Below are 22,885 nucleotides of genomic sequence, written 5' to 3'. Positions count from 1 at the left end.
GCCCCCCTCAAGATGGGATATCTCATGTGAAAACAGTAAGACCCCTTGAAGACTACGAGGTAGATAGGGCCAAGATGTAAGTACAGTAATGTATTGAGTTGATGGTTACTAATAGGTCGAGGGTTTAACCAAAAGATAGGAAAAAATTTATGTATATAATCGGAAACACCATCAAATCCGCAAGCGAATTTGAGGTGTACTTTCTCACTAAAGCTCAAACAAAGTTTTCGCTAAGTGAGAAAAGTAGTTTGGTAGGCAGTTTTGAAGGTGCATTTTCTTCTTAACGAAAACAAACGAAGTGCAGTTTGAGTTTTAGAAGAAAAGTACACTTGACTTTACATAGTAAAGTCATAGTGCTACATTAGCCTTTCTTAGTGAGTACGAGCGTAGTGAAGTACGAACTTAGAAAAATAGCGTACTTGAACTTACGTAGTAAGTTCATAGTATTTCCTTTACAAGTATTTATTATATTGATATAATAGTTGTATGCGCGAGTGGCTCAGTTGGTGGAGTACGACCTTGCCAAGGTCGGGGTCGCGGGTTCGAGTCCCGTCTCGCGCTCTTTTTTATTTTAGAAGTCTTGTTTTTACAAGGCTTTTTGTTTTGCAAAGAACTTAAAAACAGACTTGAAAACGGTTTTAAAATAACCGGTTGTCTATAAATAAGTACAAATAAGTTTTTTATTTTGTCTTGACATTCTAAAAATTGATGATATACTAAAACAGTAATGATTCTTATTTTTAGAAAGGGATATACATGAAGGATCTAAAATACAGTAGACAAAGGGAGGCTATTTTAGACAACTTGAAGTCTAGAGTCGATCATCCTACAGCTGATATGCTCTTTCAGTCACTACGCAAAGATGATCCTAAGATTAGCTTAGGTACCGTTTATAGAAATCTCGGTTTGCTCACTGAGATCGGTAAGATAAGAAAGTTATCTGATATAAACGGAATTGAGAGATATGATTACAATACCACAGATCATTATCACTTTGCTTGCAAGGCTTGCTCAAAGCTTATGGATTTACCGGCAGCTACAATAGTCGGTTTAGACAATATGTTCAAGCATGAAGATATCGGAATTGTGGAGAGTCATTCGCTCATCTTATACGGATATTGTAAGGAATGTTATCAAAAGATGCTCTATATTGATTCAAAAAAAGCAGTATAGCTTTTGAATTAAGATAATATTTCATACAAATATAGTAATAATTTGATATTTATAAGGAGGAAATTTTTATGTCAAAGTACGCAGGAACAAAAACAGAGAAGAACTTAATGGATGCATTTGCAGGTGAGTCACAGGCTAGAAATAAATACACATATTATGCTTCAGTAGCTAAGAAGGCCGGATATGAGCAGATGGCAGCTCTTTACCTTGAGACAGCAGATCAGGAGAAGGAGCATGCAAAGATGTGGTTTAAGGAGTTCCACGGTATCGGAACACCTGAGGAGAACCTTGTAGATGCAGCTGCAGGAGAGAACTTCGAGTGGACAGATATGTATGCTCGTATGGCAAGAGAAGCAAGAGAAGAAGGCTTCGAGGCTCTTGCAAAGAAGTTTGAGCTTGTAGCTAAAGTAGAGGCAAGTCATGAGAAGAGATATCTTCAGCTTCTTGAGCATTTAAAGAACGACGGTACATTCAAGGGAGATGCTCCTCTTGGTTGGAAGTGCCGTAACTGTGGATATATCCATGAGGGTGCAGAGGCTCCTACAGTATGTCCATGTTGTGCTCATCCACAGGCATATTTTGAGAGAATGACTGTAAACTACTAAAATAAACTGTAAATAGTATAAAATCTTATATAAGTTAGGCTCCTCAAGCAATTGGGGGGCCTTTAATATTTAACAGAACTATAGTCAAATGCAGTAAAGGTGTGTTATAATACTATCTATTGTTTTATGATACAAAGGCGGCATGAAAACTTGCCGCGGTTAAAACGAAAAAAATATTTGGAGGTCAATATGGCAGAAGAGACAATGAAGGACTTTGAAAAGGAGCTTGAAGAGTCATATAAAAATATGGATACAAAAGAGGATCCACAGGCAAATAAGTGGGAAGTTTTTGAGCAGATGTTAGCTGATAAGACAGTTTCAAAGGTTAAGATCACAGAAGTGGTTAAGGGCGGATGTATCGCTTTCTTGGAGGAAGTAAGAGGATTTATCCCTGCAAGTCAGCTGTCAAGTCAGTATGTTGAGAACCTTGACGATTACCTCGGTAAGAGTCTTGAGGTTGTAGTTATTACAGCGGAGCCGGCTAAGAAAAAGCTCGTTCTAAGCCACAGAGTTCTTGAAAAGGAAGAGGCAAAGAAGGAAAGACAGGCTAAGCTTGACAGCGTTAAGGTTGGCGATGTACTTGAAGGTAAAGTAGATTCAATCAAGGACTACGGCGCATTCATCGATCTTGGTGACGGTATCTCAGGATTGCTTCATGTATCACAGATTTCAAATCAGAGAGTAAAGAATCCTGCAGCCGTACTCAAAGAGGGTGAGAGCATAAAGGTAAAAGTTACAGGAATCAAAGACGGAAAGATTTCACTTTCAAAGAAGGTACTTGAGGAGAATGTAGAGCAAAAGGATCCTTCAAGAGGATTTAAGTATGTAGAAAAAGGTGTTGCATCTACATCATTGGCAGGACTTTTAAAGGACATTAAGTTAGACTAAGGAGGTTTTAAATGGCAGAAAGTAAAGCAAAAGCTCTGAAAAAAGAACTTTCATATGAATATCCGCATATAGCCAAGGCAACTCCTGAGCATATAGAAAAGGCTGCAGAGTTTGCAAAGGGTTATAAGAATTTCTTGAATAAGTCAAAGACTGAAAGAGAAGTTGTAAAAGAGGTTACAAGTTTACTTGAGGCAAACGGATATACAGTTTTTGATCCGAAAAAGAGCTATAAGCCGGGAGATAAGATTTATAAAGTAAACAGAAAAAAGGCGATACTCGCTTCTACAATAGGTACCGAGCCTATTACTGAAGGCATAAGAATCAATGGGGCGCATATAGACTCTCCAAGACTTGACCTCAGACCGAATCCGCTCTATGAAAAGAGTGAGATATCTTACTTTAAGACACATTACTATGGCGGAGTAAAGAAGTATCAGTGGGCAACCATACCTCTTTCAATGCATGGAGTTATTTTCAAAAAAGACGGAAGTTTTGTAGAGATAAACATAGGTGAAGATGAAGAGGATCCTGTATTTTATATAAGTGATCTGCTTCCTCATCTGTCAAAGAAACAGGATAAGAGAACACTTGATGAAGGAATCAAGGGAGAAGAGCTCAATATTTTCCTTGGTACATTGCCTTTTGACGACAGCGATGATGTTAAGGAAAGTGTAAAGCTAAAGACTCTTGAGATCTTAAATAAAATGTTCGGTATCACAGAGAGAGACTTTGCAAGAGCGGAGATAGAGTTTGTGCCTGCATTAAAGGCAAGAGATGTAGGATTTGACCGCTCACTTGTAGCCGGATACGGTCATGACGACAGAGTTTGTGCATATCTCGCTATAATTGCCGAGATTGAGGCAAAGGCACCTAAGCATACTACACTTACAATTCTTGCAGATAAAGAAGAGATAGGTTCTGAAGGCAATACAGGTTTGGATTCACACTATGTATACGATTATATAGAGTATCTTTCACAGTGCTTCGGAGCGGATGTAAAGGAAGTATGTGAAAAGTCCGCTTGTCTTTCATCAGATGTAAATGCCGCATTCGATCCTACATTCCCTGATGTGTATGAGCCTAACAACTCCGCATATCTGAATAAGGGATGTGTACTTACAAAGTATACAGGAGCCAGAGGAAAGAGCAGTTCATCAGATGCAAGTGCTGAGTTTATGAATAAGGTCATCTCTATTATGGATGAGAATAAAGTGCATTGGCAGATAGGTGAACTTGGAGCGGTAGATGTCGGCGGCGGCGGAACTATCGCAAAGTTTGTAGCAATGATGAATATAGATGTAGTGGACCTTGGTGTACCTGTTATATCTATGCATTCACCTTATGAAGTAATATCCAAACTGGATTTATACAATACATATCTTGCTTTTAAGGCATTTTATTTATAATTGAAAGGTTTTATTTTATGAGATTAAAGAAGTTAGCTTTGATGAGTATGGTAGTCTTGGCTACAATGAGTGCCTGCGGTGTCAGCAAAAAAAGCAGCACAGACAGTACCGACAGTACCGACGCAAAGACAGCCACAGAGGCAAAGACAGATGAAAAGGCACCAAGTGATTACGGAAGTGTAGAGCTTGGAGATTATATCGGAGTAGAAATACCTAATATAGATACATCTGTAAGTGATCAGGATGTAGATGCACAGATAAATACAGAGTTACAGCAGGACCCTGACAAAGAGCAGATTACAGACAGAGCCGTTCAGGAAGGCGATACTGTAAATATTGACTACACAGGAACAAAGGACGGAGTTGCTTTTGACGGCGGTAGTGCAAAGGGTTATGATTTGGTTATCGGCAGCAACAACTTTATTGAAGGTTTTGAGAGCGGACTTATAGGCCACAATATCGGTGAAGATGTACAGCTTAATCTTACATTCCCTTCAGATTATAACAACAAGGATTTGGCAGGTGCCGCAGTAGTATTTGATGTAAAGATCAATTCTATCTCAGTTTCAAAGCCGGCTACACTTACAGACGAGTGGGTAAGCAAGCATACAAGCGGTGCTCAGACAACAGTTGATGCATATAAGGCTGAGGTTAAAAAGCAGATTGAGGACCAGAGAAAGAAGAGTGCAGAGCAACAGGATCAGTACAATGCCTTGACAGCTGTAATGAAGAATTCTACTTATAAGCTTAATGATAAGGCTGTAGATTATGAGTACGATTCAGCTATGGAGCCTATCAACAATATGATCAAGCAGTACGGTATGACAATTGAGCAGTACGCACAGGCATACGGTACAGATGAAGAAGGTCTTAAGGCTAAGGTCAGAGAGCAGGCTGAGAGCGTTGCAAAGGAAAGAGTTACAATAGATGCAATCTATAAGAAAGAGAAGATGTCTTTAAAGGATGAAGATTATCAAAAGATTATAGAAGCAAGCGGACTTACCACAACAAAGGATGAGCTTATAAAGCAGTATGGTAAAGACAAGGTAGAGCAGGCTGTAAAGTCATACAAGGTTGTAAACTTCCTTGTAGAAAAGGCAAAGAGAAGTGCATCTACCGTAAACTTAAACGGTGAGACTGTGGGTAGTGAAGAAGGACAGACAAGTGCAGAGAGCGCAGGCGAAGCTGCAGAGAGCAGTGCTGCAGAGAGTCAATCTGAAGAGACTACCGCAGCAGAGAGTGAATCTGCACAGAGCAGTGAGGCTGCACATTAATGAAAGCACTTTTCTTTGATATAGATGGAACTTTGATTGACAATGAGACCAAACAAGTGCCTAAGTCAGCACTTAAAGCTATAAAAGAGGCAAGGCAAGCGGGACATTTGACATTTATCAATACCGGCCGTGTAGAGTGTATCATCGGCAATATAAAGAGTCGTTTCCAAATGGACGGCTATATATGCGGATGCGGTACACAGATAGTCGTAGGAGATAAGACCATCTTTGAGAAGAGGGTAGATCATAAAAGAGGCATTGAAATAAAGAAACTATTGAAGAAATTCAATGTTGAAGGTATGTTAGAGGCAAGGCAGGGAATTTATTTTCCTGCCAAACCTTTTATATATCCGGAGATAACTGAGAGAGGTCTGGATGCAATAAGTACAGTTATAGAGCCGTCTGTAGGTGAATTTGACAAGGATGATTATGACTTTGACAAGTTTTGCATATTTGACGATCCCAGATTTTCAAAAAGTGATTTAAAATCGTTCTTTGCCGAGTGCGGCGATTTTGATATTATAGATCGCGGTGCAGGATTTTATGAATGTGTACCGTATCCTTGCTCAAAGGGTGAAGGCGTTTTAAAAGTTCTTGATTATTATAATATAGCATTGGAAGATGCCTATGTGTTCGGTGACAGTATGAATGATTTGCCTATGTTTACCTGTGGTGCAAAGAACAGAATTGTACTTGGTGAGCATGATACCGCATTGGAGGAATATGCGACATTTTTTGCAAAAAAAGTATCGGAGGATGGAATATATTCGGCAATGAAGGAACTGGGTCTTATATAGTTTCATAATTTTGGAGAGGTTATGTTTTTTAAGGATGTTTGGAAGGATGTAAAGGCTGTAAAGGAAAGAGATCCGGCGGCCAGAAATGCATTTGAAGTATTATTTTTATATCAAGGTATCCATGCCCTGATTATGCATAGGATTGCACATTGGTTTTATAAAAAGCATATGTTCTTTATAGCAAGATGGATATCACAGGTTTCAAGATTTTTTACACTGATAGAAATTCATCCGGGAGCCGAGATAGGTACAGGAGTGCTTATAGACCATGGTTGCGGTACCGTAATAGGAGAGACGGCGGTTGTCGGTGACAATTGTACACTCTATCAGGGTGTAACCTTGGGAGGTGTAGGTACCGCCAAAGGTAAGAGACATCCTACTCTCGGTAAAAATGTTATGGTAGGCGCAGGTGCAAAGATTCTGGGCTCATTTGAAGTAGGTGACAATGCATCTATAGGAGCAAATTCCGTACTTTTAAAGCCTTTGGAGAGCGATTCGACGGCTGTCGGAATACCTGCAAGACCGGTTAAGCTGAACGGTCAGGCGGTTGAGAAAAAGCATAAGCTTGCGCAGGTAAATGCCGATATATCAAAGTTGGCAGAGACTATTGATATCCTCAATGAAAGACTGAGTCAGATGGAAGAATTGCTTAAGAAAAACGGCATTGATACGAGCAGCTTGGAAACTAACAGAGATACTACGGAATTTACTGATTGGGTAATTTAATGGAATTGGACATATACAGCAGACAATTGGGAGTCGGGCATTCGATTTCCGACTTGTCTGCTTTTTTAGAAGAAAAAGCATTTGTATACCTACTTCGTTGCAATGACAACAGCCTGTACTGCGGATGGAGCTCCGATTTATCAAAAAGAGTGAAAGTGCATAATACAGGAAAAGGGGCAAAATATACCAAAACAAGGCTTCCGGTCAAACTTGTTTACTTTGAGGTATATGAGGATAAGATAATTGCGATGAAAAGGGAATACGAGATAAAACAATTGACAAAATTGCAAAAGGAAAGATTGATAAATGGCATTGAAGATATTGTATGAGGATAAGGATATTGTGGTGGTAGTAAAGCCCAGAGGCGTTTTGAGTCAGTCAAGTTCAAGCTTTGAAGAGGATATGGTAAGCCTTTTAAAGAAACATTTGGGAAGGGACGGTTATATAGGAGTAATACACAGACTTGACAAGCCTGTATACGGTATAATGGTCTATGGAAAGAATAAAAAGGCTACAGATATACTTTGCAGTGATCTTAAAAAGAAGAATATAGGAAAGACATACGAAGCTTTGGTGGAAGGATTGCCAAGTGAAGATACAGGCAGGCTTACAGACTTTATAAAGAAAGAAAACAACAACATCAGTAGGATAGCGGATAAAAACACCAAGGATGCTAAGGAAGCAATACTTGAATATAAGGTTGTGGAGACAAAGCACAGTGAAGGTAAGGATATTACAAGGCTGAGAATAAATCTGCTTACAGGAAGGCATCACCAGATAAGGCTTCAGTGTGCCGCTCACGGTTTTCCGCTTTTCGGTGATTATAAATACAATAAGAGATTGGCAAAAGAAAAGTCGGAATACGATAAAGTGCTTACTTTGGCGGCTGTAGAGCTAAGTTTCAATCATCCTAAGACAGGTAAAAACATGAATTTTAAAATAGATGCGGATTTTTAAGAAAATCAGAAAAAAACTATTGACAAAGTGCAATTAAAATGATAAAGTTAGGGAGTACTAACCAAGAGGAATAAATTTCCTTGAAAAATAAAACGGAGGTAGGTATGCCGGTTGAGATAGTAAATAAGCTGGCAACTGATGGTGAGAACAGTGTAGAACTCAGACTTATCATTCAAAATGCCGCAGTGCTGAAGGGGAAAAGGATTTCCGGTATGCTCTTTTTAAATGACAAAGAGTTGGCCAGAATAAGTATGAAACTGCATAATACGAATATCAGCTTGATTATCCTTTGTACCTGTAAGAAACGACATTTGGTGATGGTATACAGAGCAAAAGAGTTGGAAGAACATCTGAGGAGTAAAGAGGTTAGTGACTACCTGAGAGAGTTTGGTTATAGGAGAGATGATTTTATATCAAATCTTATTAGACTGCATCAAAGGATGAACGGCTTTTATAATAAGATGAAAGAGTTTCCACATGAGGTCGGCGTATTCCTGGGATATCCGATATGTGATATAAAGGGCTTTCTTGAGAACAAGGGAGAGAGATATTTACATAGCGGTTATTGGAAAATATACGGCAACTTGGAGGAGACCAGAAAAAAGTTTCTAAGCTATGATGAGGCGAGAGAGATTGCTATTGATGAGTTTTTATCCGGCAGAGAGTTGGAGAGTATAGCTTGTTGATAATAATTTCAGCCTAGAAATAAGGAGAAAAAATGGATAAAGCAATTATTGTTTATTGGAGTTCAACAGGAAACACAGAGGCTATGGCAAATGCGATAGCTGAAGGAGTAAAGGTTGCAGGCGGAACACCTGAGCTTGTATTTGTTGACAGTGTAAATGTTGACGAGTTACTGGCGCAGCCTGCATTTGCTATCGGATGCCCTGCAATGGGTGCCGAGGAGTTAGACGAATCGGTAGATAGCTTTGTAACAGAGATTGAAGGCAAGGTATCAGGCAAGAATATTCTTCTGTTCGGTTCATATGATTGGGGCGACGGAGAGTGGATGAGACTATGGGTTGAGCGTATGCAGAATGCAGGTGCCAATATCATAGGTGGAGAAGGCATTATAGCAAACCTTGAGCCGGATGAAGACGCAAAAGCTGCACTCGAGGCGGCAGGAAAGCAGTTAGCTGCATTTTAATTTTAGGTCTTAATATTAGGTTTTCCTAATTTAAGATATGATAGCTGTTATTTAATATGGGCGGCTATCATATATATCAAGTAAGACTTGAGCAACCTTATTTGATAATATACAGTGTTACACATATTGAAATTTCCTCTTACTTAAAAGACAGGCCTTGAGCAAGCCTGTCTTTTTATTTGGAATAAATATTTATACATAATATATATGGTGCAAAACACTTAAAAATCGGCTTAAAATATGAGATTTTACCACTTGACAGTTTACAAAGTCCATTGTATAATGCATCGGAACTAGTTAGATTATGTATTAAATTCGCCACATACGCCGGTATAGTGGTTTTTTTCTAATCTTAAACGAGTTGACAGATTGAAGTTAAAGTTTTGACTTCAAAATAAAAATATAAGGACAGTTTTACTTAAGCAGGAGTGAAATAGAAGTCAAAATGGAGGAAATATGGCAGAGAAAAAGCATATATTAACTTATGAGGGACTTAGAAACTTAGAGGAAGAGCTACAGGATCTGAAGGTAAATAAGAGAAAAGAAATAGCCGGAAAGATAAAAGAGGCCAGAGAACAGGGCGATCTCTCAGAGAATGCAGAATATGATGCTGCCAAGGATGAACAAAGAGATATAGAGGCAAGAATAGAACAGCTTGAGGCACTACTTAAAAACGCTGAAGTAGTTGTAGAAGACGAAGTTGATTTGGATACAATAGGTATCGGCTGTATGGTTAAGGTACTTGATAAGGACTTTGACGAGGAACTTGATTTCAAAATAGTAGGTTCTACAGAGGCGGACTCACTTGCAGGAAAGATAAGCAACGAGTCACCGCTTGGTAAGGCGCTACTTGGTAAAAAGGTCGGTGAAACAGCGGTAGTAGAAACACAGGCAGGTGTTTCAGAATATATAGTATTAGAAATACAAAGGGTATCTTAAGGAGGAAATATGGCAAAGAGCAATGAACCAATGGCAAGTGAGGATTTGAATCACATTTTAAAAGCAAGAATAGACAAACTTTCCGAGTTACAGGCGGCAAATAACGATCCGTTCTTTATCACAAAGTACGATGTGGACAAGCACAGTGCAGATATAAAGGATGACTTTGATGAGTTGGACGGAAAAAGTGTCAAGATTGCCGGAAGACTTATGTCAAAGCGTGTCATGGGTAAAGCATCTTTTTGCCATGTACAGGACTTAACAGGAAGGATACAGGCATATGTAGCAAGAGATTCTGTAGGAGAGGACGAGTATAAGGCTTTCAAAAAGCTTGATATCGGTGATATTGTAGGTGTTACAGGTACGGTATTTAAAACACAGACAGGTGAGATAAGTCTTCATGCTACAGATGTGGTACTGCTTTCAAAGAGTTTGAAGCCGCTTCCTGAGAAATTCCACGGACTTACAGATACAGATACAAGATATCGTCAGAGATATGTGGATCTTATAATGAATGAGGATGTTAAAGACACATTCATAAAGAGATCAAAAATAATAACAGAGATCAGAAAATTCCTTGACGGTCAGGGATTCATGGAAGTTGAGACCCCTATGCTTGTAAGCAATGCAGGCGGTGCGGCAGCAAGACCTTTTAACACACATTTCAATGCGTTAAATGAAGATGTAAAGCTTCGTATTTCACTTGAGCTTTATCTTAAGAGACTAATTGTCGGCGGACTTGAGAGAGTATATGAGATAGGAAGAGTATTCAGAAACGAGGGAGTTGATACAAGACATAACCCTGAGTTTACACTTATGGAGCTTTACCAGGCATATACAGATTATCACGGTATGATGGACCTTACAGAAAATATGTTCAGATACCTTGCAGAGCAAGTTTGCGGTACTACTACAATACCTTATGCCGAGGCAATGATTGACCTTGGAAAGCCTTTTGAGAGAATTACAATGGTTGAGGCTATAAAGAGATACTCAGGAATTGACTTTGACCAAATAGAGACAACAGAGGAAGCAAAGGCACTTGCAAAGGAAAAAGGTATTGAGTTTGAAGAGCGTCACTCAAGAGGCGATATCATCAATCTCTTCTTTGAGGAGTTTGTAGAGGAGAAACTTATACAGCCTACATTTGTAATGGATCATCCTATAGAGGTGTCACCACTTACAAAGAAAAAGCCAAGCGATCCAAGATATGTAGAAAGATTTGAGCTCTTTATCTACGGTAGAGAGATGGCAAATGCGTACTCTGAGCTTAACGATCCTATCGACCAAAGAGAGAGATTCCAGGCACAGGAAGAAGCATTTGCAGCAGGAGATGAGGAAGCAAATCATACAGATGAAGACTTCTTAAATGCTCTCGAGATAGGTATGCCGCCTACAGGAGGTATCGGATACGGTATCGACAGACTTGTTATGTTGCTTACAAACTCACCTGCTATCAGAGATGTATTGCTCTTCCCTACATTAAAGTCAAGTAGGTGATAAACCCCGGAAAAACCAAGGGTTTTGAGTGGTAAGGAGAGCTTGTGTACCACAAAAGTACCATAAAAGTTCCAATAGTAAATGCAGGATAATACATGATAATGCATTTAAATCTTGGTGAGTCAATTAATATTTGCAAAATTAAGGACACTTTCTAAAAGAGAAATCTTTTGAGAGTGTCTTTTTTGTTATGGTTAGAATAAATTTAGTAAAAAACTTTAGGAGGAAAAAACATGGGAATTTGTACAGCGATAGGTGCGGTGGATGCGATGCAAAGAATAACCGTTCCCAAAATGAAACAGAAATTATGTCCAATTATAGGAGGAATGAAAATATGTTGAAAATAAGAATTTCGGGGGCTACGTATGAACTTAAGGATTACCTTGAACATATGAAGAAAGATAAAATTTATCAGATTATAAGCAAGTCACGGCCATTGAAAAATAAAGGAACTAATAGGATTTTTCGAGTTTTCACAGATGTTGATAAAAAAACTAAGATAGTTGCCAGAGAGTCAAAGACTGTAGAATAGTAATGGAGGGATACGGTTATGTCAAAAGTAATCGCAATAGCGAATCAGAAAGGCGGAGTGGGCAAGACCGCTGTATCAAGCAACCTAAGTGTAGGCCTTGCAATGAATGGAAAGAAGGTAATGGTTATAGACGCAGATCCACAGGGTAATCTTACATCTAGCCTTGGAATTGATAATGCAGATGAATTAGAGAACACTCTTGCATCATTCATAGAGCGTGAGATAACGGAGAGACAGATTGAACTGTCAGAATATATTATGCATAATGAAGAGGGAGTGGATATTATGCCATGTAATATCAAACTTGCAGGAATGGACTATATGATTATGAATGCGTTAAGTAGAGAGTATCTGCTTGACGCCTTTGTATCAAATGTAAGGGATAAATATGATTATATTTTAATTGATTGTTCACCTAGCCTTAACTTGGTGACAATCAATGTGTTGACTGCATCTGATTCAGTAATCATTCCTGTAGAGGCTTCGTATCTTTCGATGACTGGGTTACAACAGCTTCTTGCATCAATAGGTTCAACGAAGAGAAAACTTAATCGTAAGCTGGAAGTCGAAGGAATTGTCATAAATAAGGTTAATACTCGTACCAATCATGAGAAGGATATAATAGGCAAACTTCGGGAAGCATATGGGGGTCAGATAAAAATCTTTGATGTTATGATTCCTGAGTCGGTGAGGGCAAAGGAATGTACTGCTTTTGGAGTAAGTATCTATAAGTATGATGGCAAAGGCAAGGTTGCAAAGTCATTTGAAGAATTAACAAGGGAGGTAATGGAACATGGCTGTTAAGAAAACTCTTCCTGAACGGGTTCAGCTTAAAAATCTTGACTCATTATTTGGAATCAACCAGGAACAGACAGGACAGGTACTGGAAGTCTCTATAAGAGATCTATTTCCATTTCAGAATCATCCATTTAAGGTACTGGATGATGACAAGATGCTACAGACAGTTGATAGTATTCGTGAAAATGGTATCCTTGTACCGATTATGGTTCGTAACAGACTAAAGGGTGGGTATGAAGTGATATCGGGTCATAGGCGTAAACATGCTGCTGAAATAGTTGGGCTTGAGACGGTTCCGGTTATTATCAGAGATTTGACAGACGATGAAGCTGTAATTGCTATGGTGGATGCTAATCTCCAAAGAGAAGAGATTCTTCCAAGTGAAAAGGCGTATGCATACAAGATGAAGCTTGATGCATTGTCTCATCAGGGTAAGAAAGAAGACTTAGCAGCTTCCACCCAAGTTGGGTGGAAGTCGGAGACAGCAAATAAGGTTGGAGAAACAGTAGGTGATAGCAAGAACCAAGTACGTAGATATATCCGTCTTACAGAGTTGCTTCCCGAGCTATTGGAGATGGTAGACAATAAAAAATTAAAATTCAATCCCGCTGTAGAAATTTCATACATAAGCCCAAACGAGCAATGTTTACTTTTAGAAGTTATAAAAGTAGATAATGTGGTTCCATCTTTAGCCCAAGCTCATCAAATAAAAAAACTGTCGCAAGAAAAGTCATGTACTAAGGAAGCACTTCATGCTCTGCTTTCAGTAGCAAGTATTAAGGAAAGAAATGTGGTAATTAAGCATGAGGTCATTATGCAATATTTTCCTGCTGAAGTGAGTGATGCTGAAATAGAGAGTCTCATTGTAAGACTTCTTGAAGACTATCGTAAGAAGCATGGAGGTATTTGATTATGGCTAAGTTTGAATACGATTATTACTCGGGTGCGGAAAGTGAACAGTTTCGATTTTTGAAGATACCCAAGGTGTTTTTTGAAGACTCTGATTACGAAGAATTAGGTTTGGCAGAATGTATTTTGTATGGTTTTTTACATGAACAGGTTGCTCTCTCAAAGAAGAATGGATGGGTTGATGAATACGGAAGAACATATGTTATAAGGTCATTGGAATCAGTTCAGAAGCTTCTGTGTAATTGCAGCCCTGATAAAGCAAGATCTACACTGAAAAACCTCATTGATTTTGGACTTATTGAGAAAAAAAGAAGAGGACAGGGAAAACCGGACATTATTTATGTGAAGAACTTTGTAACTAAGAAATTGGAAATATCCCCATTAAAAAAAGCAGGTGTTTGTGAAATTTTTTTTTCTGAGAAGGAAAAATCCAAACTCTTGAAAGAGAAAAAATCAATTTCAAGAGACATGAAAAACCAAACTTTAGAAGTGGAAAAATCCGTATCTAATAATACTAATTTAAAGACAAATGAGTTTAATAAGACTAATCATAATCTGATCCAAGGTATCGGCAATAACATAAGGGAACAAATTAGAGTGGATAAGTCGCAATATGATAGTGATGAAGGTGAGGTTGAAAAGCTCATAGAACAAATTAAGGTCAATATTGATTATGATGAATATGCATCCAGATATCATGCAGAATATAATAATCGCTATGAGGAAATGTTCCAGATAATCGTTGAAATGGTAGTAGGAAAGCGTGATAAATTGGTTATTGGAGGAACAGAGTATTCACAGTTCATTATAAAAAAACGTTTTATGTCTTTGAACGCAAGCCATCTTGAATATGCAATGTGGAAGCTTTCAGAGAATCTTGGAGAAATCCATAACATAAAGAAATATATGATTGCCACACTCTTTAATGCACCTACAACAATGAACAACTTTTATACTCAGCTTGTTTATCATGATATGCACAGTGATAAATGGTTTAAGATGATTGAAAAGAAAAGGAATGAAGAGAAGGTCAGTTTTGATATGTAAGCTGAGGGGCAAAAGCATGAAAGAAATTATTTCAAATGAATCATTGGCAGATGCAATTACGTTAGTGCTTTATATTTTGGATATTGATATAGAATATAATATGGAAGCAGATAAGGAATATTTGTTAAAACAATATTTTAGAAAATAAATATTAATATGATAGTGATAGGAAGCAGATTCAGAACTTGGCGTAGAAATGAAACTGCTCCTTTTTTATATTAATACTGGCAAATGAAAAGATATGAAATTGGTTAAAAAGAATTGTCAAGGTGAAAGAGGAAGAAAGAAATAGGAATGTAAGCATGTTTTTTATAAATGGATAAGAGAGGTGAAATATTGATCAATGAAGAAGTAAGCAGACAGGTTATTGCCGTGGTAGAAAGAGGAAATATAAGGACAGCTAAAATGGTAATAGACCTTATGAAAAGGGTGCTGAATATGGCAGCCAAAAAAGGGAAAAGTCTAAAGGAATTTATAGAAGAAAAGAAACCGACAACCGTAAAAGATTTAGTGAAGAAAGGGAAAGTTGAAACATTAGAACTAAATGACCTTGACTTTAAGGGCTTAAAAAGAGAGCTGAATAAAAACGGAGTAAAATTCAGCATAAAAAAAGATCTTACTACAGGAAATAACATTATCTTCTTTCAGGCAAAGGATGAAAAGGTCATGGAACAGGCGTTTAAGGAAGCAGTAGAAAAATTTGCCGGAAAGAATAAGAAAAGAGAATCGGTAATGGGTAAACTAAATCAATTTAAAGAAAAGGTGAAAAACGTACCGAAAAAAGATAAGGTTAAAGAAAAACTTAAGGAGCAAAGCTTATAGAAATATGTCTTTTAGTTAAAAGAGGAATATATAAAAGAAAGTCCAACAAAGTTTTTCAGTTTATCTTCTTCCCATTGGGCTAACATAGTAAAAAGTCGAGTATTGTAAGAAATAAAATCATAGAATTGGTAGAAGATACATGAAAACTAGGATTATTTGCAATAATGAAAACAAAAGGATGGAATATTCGGTGGAATTAAGTAAAAAGTGATATAATATTGAAATGATGATAAAGAAAGGAAAGCTGCCTACAGTGAAGAAAAATTTATGTCCAAGATGTAATCGTAAGATGAAGCAACAGTTTGTAGGACTGTTACATTGTAAATGCGGTATGAGCTATCATAAAGATATGGGATATTTTGAAAGAACAGGGAATATGATTTTTGAATTAGAAAAGAAAAAGATAGGTGAAAAAACAAAGCAAGTTCCTGTAATTAGGTATAAAGATGAGTAAGTCAGGAAGGAGGAATCAATACGAAGATTGTAAAAGGGATACTAAAAGATATAAAAAATATATTTCATATAAGAGATAAGAAAAAGTTTGTAATTCAAAACTTACCTTATCTCTTTTTATTTTATCCGGGAAACATCCTATCAGCACATGTTAGAAGTTATATAGGCGGAGATATTTTAGATAAGATTTTCAAGGCGATTTTAGAAATTGGCAAAATAAGTTTTATTCCAAGTATTCACTTAATAGATATAATGGTGGGAATAATAGTAGCAGCCCTAATCAAAGTAATTGTCTATACCAAAGGAAAAAATGCCAAAAAGTTTAGGCAAGGTAAAGAGTATGGATCAGCAAGATGGGGAAACTCAAAAGATATAGAACCGTATGTAGATGAAAAGTTTGAAAATAACATTCTTTTAACTGATACAGAAAGACTTACCATGAATGGTAGACCTAAAAACCCTAAATATGCAAGAAATAAAAATATACTTGTAGTGGGAGGATCAGGAAGTGGAAAGACCAGATTTTTCTTAAAGCCAAATCTTATGCAAATGCACTCATCCTATGTTGTAACAGATCCTAAGGGTACCGTTCTTATAGAGTGTGGAAAGATGCTTGAGCAAAACGGATACGATATTAAAGTGCTAAATACTATAAACTTCAAAAAATCCATGCACTACAATCCATTTGCCTATCTGAGAAGTGAAAAAGATATTCTAAAACTGGTACAGACGATTATGGTAAACACAAAGGGAGAAGGAGAAAAATCTACTGAAGATTTTTGGTGTAAAGCCGAACGACTTTATTACACCGCACTGATTGGATATCTTTACTATGAAGCACCGGAGGAAGAGCAAAACTTTGAAACACTGCTTGCTTTTATTGATGCCAGTGAGGTAAGAGAAGAAGATGAAAACTTTAAAAATGCAGTTGACTATATCTTTGATGCACTAGAAAAAGAAAAGCCGAATCACTTTGCGGTAAAGCAATACCGTAAATACAAGCTTGCAGCCGGAAAAACTGCCAAATCGATTCTTATAAGCTGTGGTGCGAGGCTTGCTCCATTTGATATTGAGGAGCTTAAAAACCTTATGGAGTATGATGAGATGGGGCTTGATACCATTGGAGATAAAAAAACAGCCTTATTTATTATCATATCCGATACCGATGACACATTTAACTTTGTAGTGGCAATGATGTATACTCAGCTATTTAATCTACTTTGTGATAAGGCGGATGATGTCTATGACGGCAGACTTCCCGTTCATGTAAGGTGTTTATTGGATGAGTTCAGTAACATCGGTCAGATTCCAAAGTTTGAAAAGTTAATTGCAACCATTCGTTCAAGAGAAATATCTGCAAGCATAATCCTTCAAGCAAAATCACAACTTAAAGCTATATATAAAGATAATGCCGATACGATTTCAGGTAATTGTGATAGCGAATTGTTTTTGGGAGGAAAAGAAGGGACAACCATAAAAGAACTTTCTGAAAACTTAGGAAAAGAAACCATAGACCTGTATAACACATCGGAAACAAGGTCAAATCAAAAATCTTTCGGACTGAACTATCAAAAGCTTGGAAAGGAACTGATGAGCAGGGATGAACTTAAAGTGATGGATGGTGGAAAGTGCATACTGGAGATAAGAGGAGCAAGACCTTTTTATTCAGATAAATTCGATATTACAAAGCATAAAAATTATAAGCTGCTTTCAGACTACAACAAGAAAAATACCTTTGATATAGAAAAATATTTAAAAAGAAGAGATAAGGTCAACTTAAAAGAAGAAATGCGGGTAAAAGTAGTGGAGGTTGATAGGTAAGCTCGTGATAACTTTAGTTCAAAATGAGCAAAAGTTATTAACGGATAGATTTTGGAAGGAATATTAAGAAATGGATGAATGGGAAAAGATAGAAATGAGAATTAAAAAAGCAGGGAAGAGGTTAGGGCAGATAAAAATAAGAATAAGCATATTAAATCAAAAGCTCAAACATCTAAAAGCTAAGAATGAATTTCATAAAGCATATAGCAGCCAAAGTAAAGGATTAAGATAAATCAAATCTTAGTCTTTTTTTGTTGAAAAAAAGGAGAAATGGTTAAGTGAAAGCAAAGGTAAGAAGCCCTCCGACTTTAGTTCAAAATGAGCAGAAGTCAGCATAAAAAATATAAATAAGTCTATGGTAACTTGAAAAGACTATGGTCTTTTTTATTAAATCAAATAGGAAACGGAGAAATTATATGCAAAAAGAAATGTTTAACATCAACGGAAATCTGATTAATGAGGTGGAGATAAAAGTTATCAATGGTAAGGACGGGGAAGTTAAAGCTGCTAATTTTACCCTCTTTAGAAAGATGGGAAAGGTAGGAGAGAAAAAGAAGGAGTATATAAATTGCAATGTTTACGGTGAAAAAGCCGAGCTTACAAAGGACTTTGAAAAAGGCGATTTTATCCATGTTTTCGGCTATTTTAAAGAGGTTAAAAAGGAAGATAAAAGTTATAGAAACTTTATTGTAAAACATCTTAACAAGGCAGATAAGACAGTAAATGAGGAGGAAGAATAATGGCATTTTTTACACAGGCGGTAGATGTATTAAAGATTTTGGTAACAGCAATAGGGGCAGGACTTGGAGCATGGGGAGTCATAAACCTGCTTGAAGGTTATGGAAATGACAACCCCGGAGCGAAATCACAGGGAATAAAGCAGCTTATGGCAGGGGGAGGAATAGTTTTAATAGGGCTAAAACTGATTCCGCTACTTGCCACTGTACTTAATTAAGATGTTGGATTTATTTGGAAAAATAGATGAGTTTTTCAAGAATATCATGATTGATGTAATTAAGGATAATCTCTCGGCAATGCTTTTAGATATTAATGAGAAAGTGGGAACAGTTGCCGGAGAGGTTGGCAAAACTCCGAGTTCATGGAACTCGGAGGTATTTGCCTTCATAAAATCAATCAATGAGAATGTTGTTTTACCCATAGCAGTAATAATCCTTACAGCAATCTGTTGTATTGAATTAATTCAAGTGGTAATGCAAAAAAACTCCATGCATGATACGGATACATTTGAGTTTTTCAAATACATCATCAAGATGTGGGTAGCTGTATGGCTTGTATCCCATGCCTTTGAGTTTTCCATGGCGGTCTTTGATGTTGCACAGGACATGGTAGGAAAGGCAGCCGGAGTTGTGGGAAGCAGTGCGAATATTGCACCAGGAGATTTTGATGCTATGGTTGATGCCCTAAAAGAGAAAAGTGTTGGAACACTCATCGGAATTTCACTTGAGACAGGACTTGTTAAAATCTCTTTAACAATACTTTCTGTTTTAATTACAGTAATCTTATACGGAAGAATGATTGAAATTTATATTTACTGTTCCGTAGCCGCTATTCCTTTTGCCACAATGGGAAATAAGGAATGGAGCAGTATAGGAACAAATTATATAAAAAGTTTGTTTGCACTTGGACTTCAAGGACTGTTTATTTTAATCTTTTTCGGGATCTATGCGGTACTTGTAAAAACCGTAAACTTTACGGATATTCATGTAAGTATTTTAAAGGTGCTGGCATACGGACTGATACTTGGAGTAATGATGATGAAGTCTGGAAGTATAGCAAAGGCTATTCTTAACAGTCATTAGATGACTTTTGTTCAAAATGAGCAAAAGTAAAAGATTGAAATGATGAAATTAAAACAGTAGGTTTAAGTAAAAATATAAGTACCGGGAGGTAGCAATGAAAATATTAAATAAAAAAATGATAATAATATCAGGAGCAGGAGTAATGCTTTTTATAGGGGTTTTGCTTGGAAAGATCATAAGCAGGAAAAAGCAGGATATATCAGTACCTTTAGATAAAGATTTTGACTTTGTAAAAATAAAAGATGATGAAAATATCTTATGTAAAGCTGATTTCGAACTTGCAGAAGAATTGCAGAAGATAAAAGAGGAGATCATCTCACTTTGGGAACATATAGAAGCGCTTTCAAATAGCGAAAAATCAAGGGAGAAAAGTTTATGGCATATGTAAAAGTACCGAAGGATCTTAGCAAAGTAAAAACAAAGGTAGCCCTTAACCTTACTAAAAGGCAGCTGATCGGCTTTAGTATAGCAGGATTATTAGGTTTTCCTGTTTATCTGTTATGTAAAAACTTTTTAAGTACGGATATTTCAATGATACTGATGAGTATAGTAGTACTTCCGATTTTGTTTGCAACGCTTTATGAAAAAGATAACCTGCCATTTGAAAAGCATTTGGCATATATAGTAAGGTTTCATAAGGCTGAAAAGATAAGGGTATATAAGATAAAAAGCATTTATAACACTGATAAGAAAGATAAAATAAAAGATAAAATAACTATAAATAAGTCCGGCTTAAAGAGTAATGGGAGGAGAAGAATTGAATAAGGAGAAGAAGAAAAAACAAGAGCAAAGAATACAAAGGGATGAAATGGAGCTTAGGAAAAACAATAAGGAATTATCCGAGTTAAGAAAGTTAAGCAGAAAGAATACAGGCAATAAAAAAGACGGGGAATCATTCATAAAAAAGGGATGGTTTCCCTTTCTGATAAAGTCTAAGAAAAAGGAAACGGTACAGGATACAATTCCCTATAAAAGAATGTTAAAGGACGGGATCTGTCAGGTTGAAAAGGATAAATACAATAAAACCATTCGCTTTTTTGATATTAATTATAGGCTTATGGAAGAAGAGGATCAGGAGGGGATATTTGCCGACTTTTCTTCTTTTCTTAATTTCTTTGATTCAAGTGTGGAAGTGGAGTTTAACTATATTAACAGCATAGGTGAGAATGAAGAAAGGAAAGAGCTTATTAATATCAAAGAAACCGAGGATGATTTTAATGAGATAAGAAATGAATACAGACAAATGCTCCTAAATCAAAGTAGCAAGGGAAATAACGGACTGTCAAAAAATATGTATTTAACCTTTACCATAAAAGCTGAGGATTTAAAACAGGCAAAAAGCAGATTAGAGAGAATAGAATCGGATATATTAAATAACTTTAGGCAGATGGGTGTAAAGGGCTATGTACTTGACGGAGAAGAACGCTTAAAAGTCATTCATGATATATTAAATCCTGAGGACAGGTTTATTTTTAACTTTGAAGATTTGAAATACAGCGGGCTTACAACAAAGGAATATATTGTACCGACTTCCTTTAATTTTTCAAAGCCTACCTATTTTAAGATGGGAGAAGTATTTGCAGAAGTAAACTTTCTACAGATTTTAGCATCGGATATAAAGGATGAAATGCTTTCAGAATTTTTAGAGGTGGAAGAAAATATGATCGTTACCTTTCATATCAAAGCTGTTGACAGGATGGAAGCGATTAAAAATATAAAAAGAAAAATAACAGATCTTGATAAGATGAAACTTGAGGAAAATAAAAAAGCAATCAGAGCAGGATATGATATAGACATACTGCCAAGTGATCTTGTAACTTATGGTGCGGAGGCAAAGAACTTACTTTCTGAACTTCAAAATCATGATGAAAAGATGTTTTTAGTAACGATCCTTATTATGAGTACAGGTAAAAGTAGGACTAAGCTTGAGAATACCGTGTTTACATTAAAATCTATTGCAAACAGGCACAACTGTAACATTAAAAACTTAAACTACAGGCAGGAACAGGGGCTTGTTGCAAGTCTTCCGCTTGGAATAAATGAGGTGGAAATAGAAAGAGGACTTACTACAAGTTCGGTGGCTATATTTATTCCATTTACAACGGAGGAACTCTTTATTAAGGGTGAAAGTTTGTATTACGGTTTAAATGCGTTAAGTCGAAATATTATCATGGCTGACAGAAAGAAACTTAAAAATCCGAACGGGCTGATACTTGGAACACCGGGTAGCGGAAAATCTTTTGCGGCAAAGAGAGAGATTACCAATGCTTTCCTGATTACTGATGATGATATTATTATTGCAGATCCTGAGGCTGAATATTCTCCTCTTGTTAATGCCCTAAAAGGGCAGGTTATTAAAATATCACCGATTTCAAAAGACTATATAAATCCCCTTGATATCAACACCGACTATGCGGATGAAGATAATCCGTTGTCATTAAAATCTGATTTTATACTGTCCCTTTTTGAGCTTGTGGTTGGAGAGAAAAAGTTAAGTGCGGAAGAAATCTCAGTTATTGACAGGTGCTTGCCAATTCTTTATAAAGCCTATTTTGAAAATCCGATACCTGAAAATATGCCTATACTGGAAGATTTATATAATCTTCTTAGAAAACAGGAGGAGAAAATAGGAAAGAAACTTGCGGTAGAGATGGAGATCTATGTAAAGGGAAGCCTTAATGTATTTAATCACAGAACGAATGTAGATACAAACAACAGGGTGGTTTGCTATGACATTAAAGAACTTGGAAAACAGCTTAAAAAAATAGGAATGTTAATAATACAAGATCAGGTTTGGAACAGAGTAACAATAAATAGGGCAAGTAAAAAAGCAACAAGATATTTTGTTGATGAATTTCACCTTCTTTTAAAAGAACCGCAAACAGCCAACTATTCTATAGAGATTTGGAAGCGTTTTAGAAAATGGGGAGGTATGCCTACAGGTTTAACACAGAATATTAAAGATCTTCTTGCAAGTCCGGAGATTGAAAATATCTTTGATAATACCGACTTTATTTTAATGCTTAATCAGGCGGGAACGGACAGAGATACACTGGCTAAGAAACTTAATATTTCAAAGCACCAGCTTTCCTATGTAACGAATTCCAATGAGGGAGAAGGCTTAATATTCTATGGAAATACCATTGTACCTTTTATAGACCGGTTCCCTAAAAATACAAAACTGTATTCATTGATTACTACAAAATTAAGTGAAACGGGAAAAGATAAAAAGTGAGAAGCAGTATGCAGAATCCAAGATAAATACAGAATA

26 protein-coding genes, 1 tRNA gene, 1 rRNA gene and 2 pseudogenes are annotated in these 22,885 nt (G+C 36.7%); all 30 read left to right on the top strand.

Translation table 11 applies throughout. The features are described 5' to 3' along the window. A 23S ribosomal RNA gene (locus EHW90_RS13115) occupies positions 1 to 132 on the top strand; the annotation flags it as partial. Positions 133 to 488: 356 nt separating this feature from the next. Continuing rightward, a tRNA-Gly gene (locus tag EHW90_RS13110) sits at positions 489 to 561 on the top strand. A 195-nt stretch (positions 562 to 756) separates the two neighbouring features. Next, a complete protein-coding gene (locus tag EHW90_RS13105) occupies positions 757 to 1,173 on the top strand; it encodes a Fur family transcriptional regulator (RefSeq protein WP_009446970.1) in 417 nt (138 codons plus the stop codon). Between the two features lie 68 nt (positions 1,174 to 1,241). Then, positions 1,242 to 1,778, top strand: coding sequence for a rubrerythrin (rbr, locus tag EHW90_RS13100; protein ID WP_009446971.1), 537 nt, complete (start codon positions 1,242 to 1,244; stop codon positions 1,776 to 1,778). A gap of 189 nt (positions 1,779 to 1,967) precedes the next feature. After that, the gene (locus EHW90_RS13095) at positions 1,968 to 2,666 is read left to right on the top strand and encodes a S1 RNA-binding domain-containing protein (RefSeq protein WP_124953105.1); all 699 of its coding nucleotides are present in this window, start codon (positions 1,968 to 1,970) and stop codon (positions 2,664 to 2,666) included. Between the two features lie 11 nt (positions 2,667 to 2,677). Further along, a complete protein-coding gene (locus EHW90_RS13090; protein WP_124953104.1) occupies positions 2,678 to 4,072 on the top strand; it encodes an aminopeptidase in 1,395 nt (464 codons plus the stop codon). Between the two features lie 17 nt (positions 4,073 to 4,089). Further along, the gene (gene tig / locus EHW90_RS13085) at positions 4,090 to 5,346 is read left to right on the top strand and encodes a trigger factor (RefSeq protein ID WP_124953103.1); all 1,257 of its coding nucleotides are present in this window, start codon (positions 4,090 to 4,092) and stop codon (positions 5,344 to 5,346) included. Beyond that, the gene (locus EHW90_RS13080; protein ID WP_124953102.1) at positions 5,346 to 6,143 is read left to right on the top strand and encodes an HAD hydrolase family protein; all 798 of its coding nucleotides are present in this window, start codon (positions 5,346 to 5,348) and stop codon (positions 6,141 to 6,143) included. The genes tig and EHW90_RS13080 overlap by 1 nt, the downstream gene beginning before the upstream one ends. Before the next feature lie 21 nt (positions 6,144 to 6,164). Further along, positions 6,165 to 6,869, top strand: coding sequence for a serine O-acetyltransferase (cysE, locus tag EHW90_RS13075; RefSeq protein ID WP_060930569.1), 705 nt, complete (start codon positions 6,165 to 6,167; stop codon positions 6,867 to 6,869). After that, the gene (locus tag EHW90_RS13070; RefSeq protein ID WP_009446977.1) at positions 6,869 to 7,198 is read left to right on the top strand and encodes a GIY-YIG nuclease family protein; all 330 of its coding nucleotides are present in this window, start codon (positions 6,869 to 6,871) and stop codon (positions 7,196 to 7,198) included. Before cysE ends, EHW90_RS13070 begins: the two co-directional genes overlap by 1 nt. After that, the gene (locus tag EHW90_RS13065) at positions 7,176 to 7,826 is read left to right on the top strand and encodes an RluA family pseudouridine synthase (RefSeq protein WP_124953101.1); all 651 of its coding nucleotides are present in this window, start codon (positions 7,176 to 7,178) and stop codon (positions 7,824 to 7,826) included. Before EHW90_RS13070 ends, EHW90_RS13065 begins: the two co-directional genes overlap by 23 nt. Before the next feature lie 104 nt (positions 7,827 to 7,930). Next, positions 7,931 to 8,512, top strand: coding sequence for a DUF3793 family protein (locus EHW90_RS13060; RefSeq protein ID WP_040458322.1), 582 nt, complete (start codon positions 7,931 to 7,933; stop codon positions 8,510 to 8,512). A gap of 32 nt (positions 8,513 to 8,544) precedes the next feature. Continuing rightward, a complete protein-coding gene (locus EHW90_RS13055) occupies positions 8,545 to 8,973 on the top strand; it encodes a flavodoxin (RefSeq protein ID WP_124953100.1) in 429 nt (142 codons plus the stop codon). A gap of 456 nt (positions 8,974 to 9,429) precedes the next feature. After that, entirely contained in the window at positions 9,430 to 9,912 is a 483-nt protein-coding gene (gene greA, locus EHW90_RS13050; protein ID WP_009446981.1) for a transcription elongation factor GreA, read from the top strand. A 9-nt stretch (positions 9,913 to 9,921) separates the two neighbouring features. Further along, positions 9,922 to 11,403, top strand: a pseudogene (gene lysS, locus EHW90_RS13045) (lysine--tRNA ligase); the annotation flags it as partial. A 343-nt stretch (positions 11,404 to 11,746) separates the two neighbouring features. Then, positions 11,747 to 11,944: a hypothetical protein gene (locus tag EHW90_RS13040; RefSeq protein WP_040461463.1), complete on the top strand. Its 198-nt coding sequence runs from the start codon at positions 11,747 to 11,749 to the stop codon at positions 11,942 to 11,944. Between the two features lie 18 nt (positions 11,945 to 11,962). Further along, a complete protein-coding gene (locus tag EHW90_RS13035; RefSeq protein ID WP_124953098.1) occupies positions 11,963 to 12,748 on the top strand; it encodes a ParA family protein in 786 nt (261 codons plus the stop codon). After that, the gene (locus tag EHW90_RS13030) at positions 12,738 to 13,652 is read left to right on the top strand and encodes a ParB/RepB/Spo0J family partition protein (protein ID WP_124953097.1); all 915 of its coding nucleotides are present in this window, start codon (positions 12,738 to 12,740) and stop codon (positions 13,650 to 13,652) included. The genes EHW90_RS13035 and EHW90_RS13030 overlap by 11 nt, the downstream gene beginning before the upstream one ends. A gap of 2 nt (positions 13,653 to 13,654) precedes the next feature. Continuing rightward, positions 13,655 to 14,698: a DUF6017 domain-containing protein gene (locus EHW90_RS13025; RefSeq protein ID WP_124953096.1), complete on the top strand. Its 1,044-nt coding sequence runs from the start codon at positions 13,655 to 13,657 to the stop codon at positions 14,696 to 14,698. Between the two features lie 16 nt (positions 14,699 to 14,714). Next, complete coding sequence (locus EHW90_RS13675; RefSeq protein ID WP_279221911.1) at positions 14,715 to 14,846, top strand: hypothetical protein; 132 nt, start codon at positions 14,715 to 14,717, stop codon at positions 14,844 to 14,846. A 167-nt stretch (positions 14,847 to 15,013) separates the two neighbouring features. Further along, positions 15,014 to 15,520, top strand: coding sequence for a PcfB family protein (locus tag EHW90_RS13020; protein WP_330507929.1), 507 nt, complete (start codon positions 15,014 to 15,016; stop codon positions 15,518 to 15,520). Positions 15,521 to 15,743: 223 nt separating this feature from the next. Further along, positions 15,744 to 15,974 carry a hypothetical protein gene (locus EHW90_RS13015; protein ID WP_207667064.1) on the top strand — a complete coding sequence of 77 codons (231 nt, stop codon included), beginning with the start codon at positions 15,744 to 15,746 and terminating at the stop codon, positions 15,972 to 15,974. Positions 15,975 to 16,264: 290 nt separating this feature from the next. Continuing rightward, positions 16,265 to 17,794, top strand: a pseudogene (locus EHW90_RS13010) (VirD4-like conjugal transfer protein, CD1115 family); the annotation flags it as partial. A 70-nt stretch (positions 17,795 to 17,864) separates the two neighbouring features. Beyond that, entirely contained in the window at positions 17,865 to 18,026 is a 162-nt protein-coding gene (locus tag EHW90_RS13320; protein ID WP_009662834.1) for a hypothetical protein, read from the top strand. Between the two features lie 184 nt (positions 18,027 to 18,210). After that, entirely contained in the window at positions 18,211 to 18,534 is a 324-nt protein-coding gene (locus EHW90_RS13005) for a single-stranded DNA-binding protein (RefSeq protein WP_124953094.1), read from the top strand. Continuing rightward, positions 18,534 to 18,749: a Maff2 family mobile element protein gene (locus tag EHW90_RS13000; protein WP_005541812.1), complete on the top strand. Its 216-nt coding sequence runs from the start codon at positions 18,534 to 18,536 to the stop codon at positions 18,747 to 18,749. The genes EHW90_RS13005 and EHW90_RS13000 overlap by 1 nt, the downstream gene beginning before the upstream one ends. A 1-nt stretch (position 18,750) precedes the next feature. Beyond that, the gene (locus tag EHW90_RS12995; protein WP_034215282.1) at positions 18,751 to 19,614 is read left to right on the top strand and encodes a VirB6/TrbL-like conjugal transfer protein, CD1112 family; all 864 of its coding nucleotides are present in this window, start codon (positions 18,751 to 18,753) and stop codon (positions 19,612 to 19,614) included. Positions 19,615 to 19,708: 94 nt separating this feature from the next. Further along, positions 19,709 to 20,002: a hypothetical protein gene (locus tag EHW90_RS12990; RefSeq protein ID WP_124953093.1), complete on the top strand. Its 294-nt coding sequence runs from the start codon at positions 19,709 to 19,711 to the stop codon at positions 20,000 to 20,002. Continuing rightward, positions 19,990 to 20,379, top strand: coding sequence for a PrgI family protein (locus EHW90_RS12985; RefSeq protein WP_124953092.1), 390 nt, complete (start codon positions 19,990 to 19,992; stop codon positions 20,377 to 20,379). The genes EHW90_RS12990 and EHW90_RS12985 overlap by 13 nt, the downstream gene beginning before the upstream one ends. A 43-nt stretch (positions 20,380 to 20,422) precedes the next feature. Continuing rightward, positions 20,423 to 22,849, top strand: a complete 2,427-nt coding sequence (locus EHW90_RS12980) for a VirB4-like conjugal transfer ATPase, CD1110 family (protein WP_330507930.1) — start codon at positions 20,423 to 20,425, stop codon at positions 22,847 to 22,849. Positions 22,850 to 22,885: the final 36 nt, after the last annotated feature.

Origin of the sequence: Lachnoanaerobaculum orale (assembly GCF_003862485.1) — a bacterium.
GTDB classification, from domain to species: domain Bacteria; phylum Bacillota; class Clostridia; order Lachnospirales; family Lachnospiraceae; genus Lachnoanaerobaculum; species Lachnoanaerobaculum orale.
Note: the sequence above shows the minus strand (reverse complement) of the source record. Positions and strands in the feature narration are given on the sequence as shown.

Excerpts from the sequence above, each read along its gene's own strand:
- EHW90_RS13105 (WP_009446970.1), top strand. The coding sequence starts at position 757 with ATGAAGGATCTAAAATACAGTAGACAAAGGGAGGCTATTTTAGACAAC.
- rbr (WP_009446971.1), top strand. The coding sequence starts at position 1,242 with ATGTCAAAGTACGCAGGAACAAAAACAGAGAAGAACTTAATGGATGCA.
- EHW90_RS13095 (WP_124953105.1), top strand. The coding sequence starts at position 1,968 with ATGGCAGAAGAGACAATGAAGGACTTTGAAAAGGAGCTTGAAGAGTCA.
- EHW90_RS13090 (WP_124953104.1), top strand. The coding sequence starts at position 2,678 with ATGGCAGAAAGTAAAGCAAAAGCTCTGAAAAAAGAACTTTCATATGAA.
- tig (WP_124953103.1), top strand. The coding sequence starts at position 4,090 with ATGAGATTAAAGAAGTTAGCTTTGATGAGTATGGTAGTCTTGGCTACA.
- EHW90_RS13080 (WP_124953102.1), top strand. The coding sequence starts at position 5,346 with ATGAAAGCACTTTTCTTTGATATAGATGGAACTTTGATTGACAATGAG.
- cysE (WP_060930569.1), top strand. The coding sequence starts at position 6,165 with ATGTTTTTTAAGGATGTTTGGAAGGATGTAAAGGCTGTAAAGGAAAGA.
- EHW90_RS13070 (WP_009446977.1), top strand. The coding sequence starts at position 6,869 with ATGGAATTGGACATATACAGCAGACAATTGGGAGTCGGGCATTCGATT.
- EHW90_RS13065 (WP_124953101.1), top strand. The coding sequence starts at position 7,176 with ATGGCATTGAAGATATTGTATGAGGATAAGGATATTGTGGTGGTAGTA.
- EHW90_RS13060 (WP_040458322.1), top strand. The coding sequence starts at position 7,931 with ATGCCGGTTGAGATAGTAAATAAGCTGGCAACTGATGGTGAGAACAGT.
- EHW90_RS13055 (WP_124953100.1), top strand. The coding sequence starts at position 8,545 with ATGGATAAAGCAATTATTGTTTATTGGAGTTCAACAGGAAACACAGAG.
- greA (WP_009446981.1), top strand. The coding sequence starts at position 9,430 with ATGGCAGAGAAAAAGCATATATTAACTTATGAGGGACTTAGAAACTTA.
- EHW90_RS13040 (WP_040461463.1), top strand. The coding sequence starts at position 11,747 with ATGTTGAAAATAAGAATTTCGGGGGCTACGTATGAACTTAAGGATTAC.
- EHW90_RS13035 (WP_124953098.1), top strand. The coding sequence starts at position 11,963 with ATGTCAAAAGTAATCGCAATAGCGAATCAGAAAGGCGGAGTGGGCAAG.
- EHW90_RS13030 (WP_124953097.1), top strand. The coding sequence starts at position 12,738 with ATGGCTGTTAAGAAAACTCTTCCTGAACGGGTTCAGCTTAAAAATCTT.
- EHW90_RS13025 (WP_124953096.1), top strand. The coding sequence starts at position 13,655 with ATGGCTAAGTTTGAATACGATTATTACTCGGGTGCGGAAAGTGAACAG.
- EHW90_RS13675 (WP_279221911.1), top strand. The coding sequence starts at position 14,715 with ATGAAAGAAATTATTTCAAATGAATCATTGGCAGATGCAATTACGTTA.
- EHW90_RS13020 (WP_330507929.1), top strand. The coding sequence starts at position 15,014 with ATGGATAAGAGAGGTGAAATATTGATCAATGAAGAAGTAAGCAGACAG.
- EHW90_RS13015 (WP_207667064.1), top strand. The coding sequence starts at position 15,744 with ATGATGATAAAGAAAGGAAAGCTGCCTACAGTGAAGAAAAATTTATGT.
- EHW90_RS13320 (WP_009662834.1), top strand. The coding sequence starts at position 17,865 with ATGGATGAATGGGAAAAGATAGAAATGAGAATTAAAAAAGCAGGGAAG.
- EHW90_RS13005 (WP_124953094.1), top strand. The coding sequence starts at position 18,211 with ATGCAAAAAGAAATGTTTAACATCAACGGAAATCTGATTAATGAGGTG.
- EHW90_RS13000 (WP_005541812.1), top strand. The coding sequence starts at position 18,534 with ATGGCATTTTTTACACAGGCGGTAGATGTATTAAAGATTTTGGTAACA.
- EHW90_RS12995 (WP_034215282.1), top strand. The coding sequence starts at position 18,751 with ATGTTGGATTTATTTGGAAAAATAGATGAGTTTTTCAAGAATATCATG.
- EHW90_RS12990 (WP_124953093.1), top strand. The coding sequence starts at position 19,709 with ATGAAAATATTAAATAAAAAAATGATAATAATATCAGGAGCAGGAGTA.
- EHW90_RS12985 (WP_124953092.1), top strand. The coding sequence starts at position 19,990 with ATGGCATATGTAAAAGTACCGAAGGATCTTAGCAAAGTAAAAACAAAG.
- EHW90_RS12980 (WP_330507930.1), top strand. The coding sequence starts at position 20,423 with ATGGAGCTTAGGAAAAACAATAAGGAATTATCCGAGTTAAGAAAGTTA.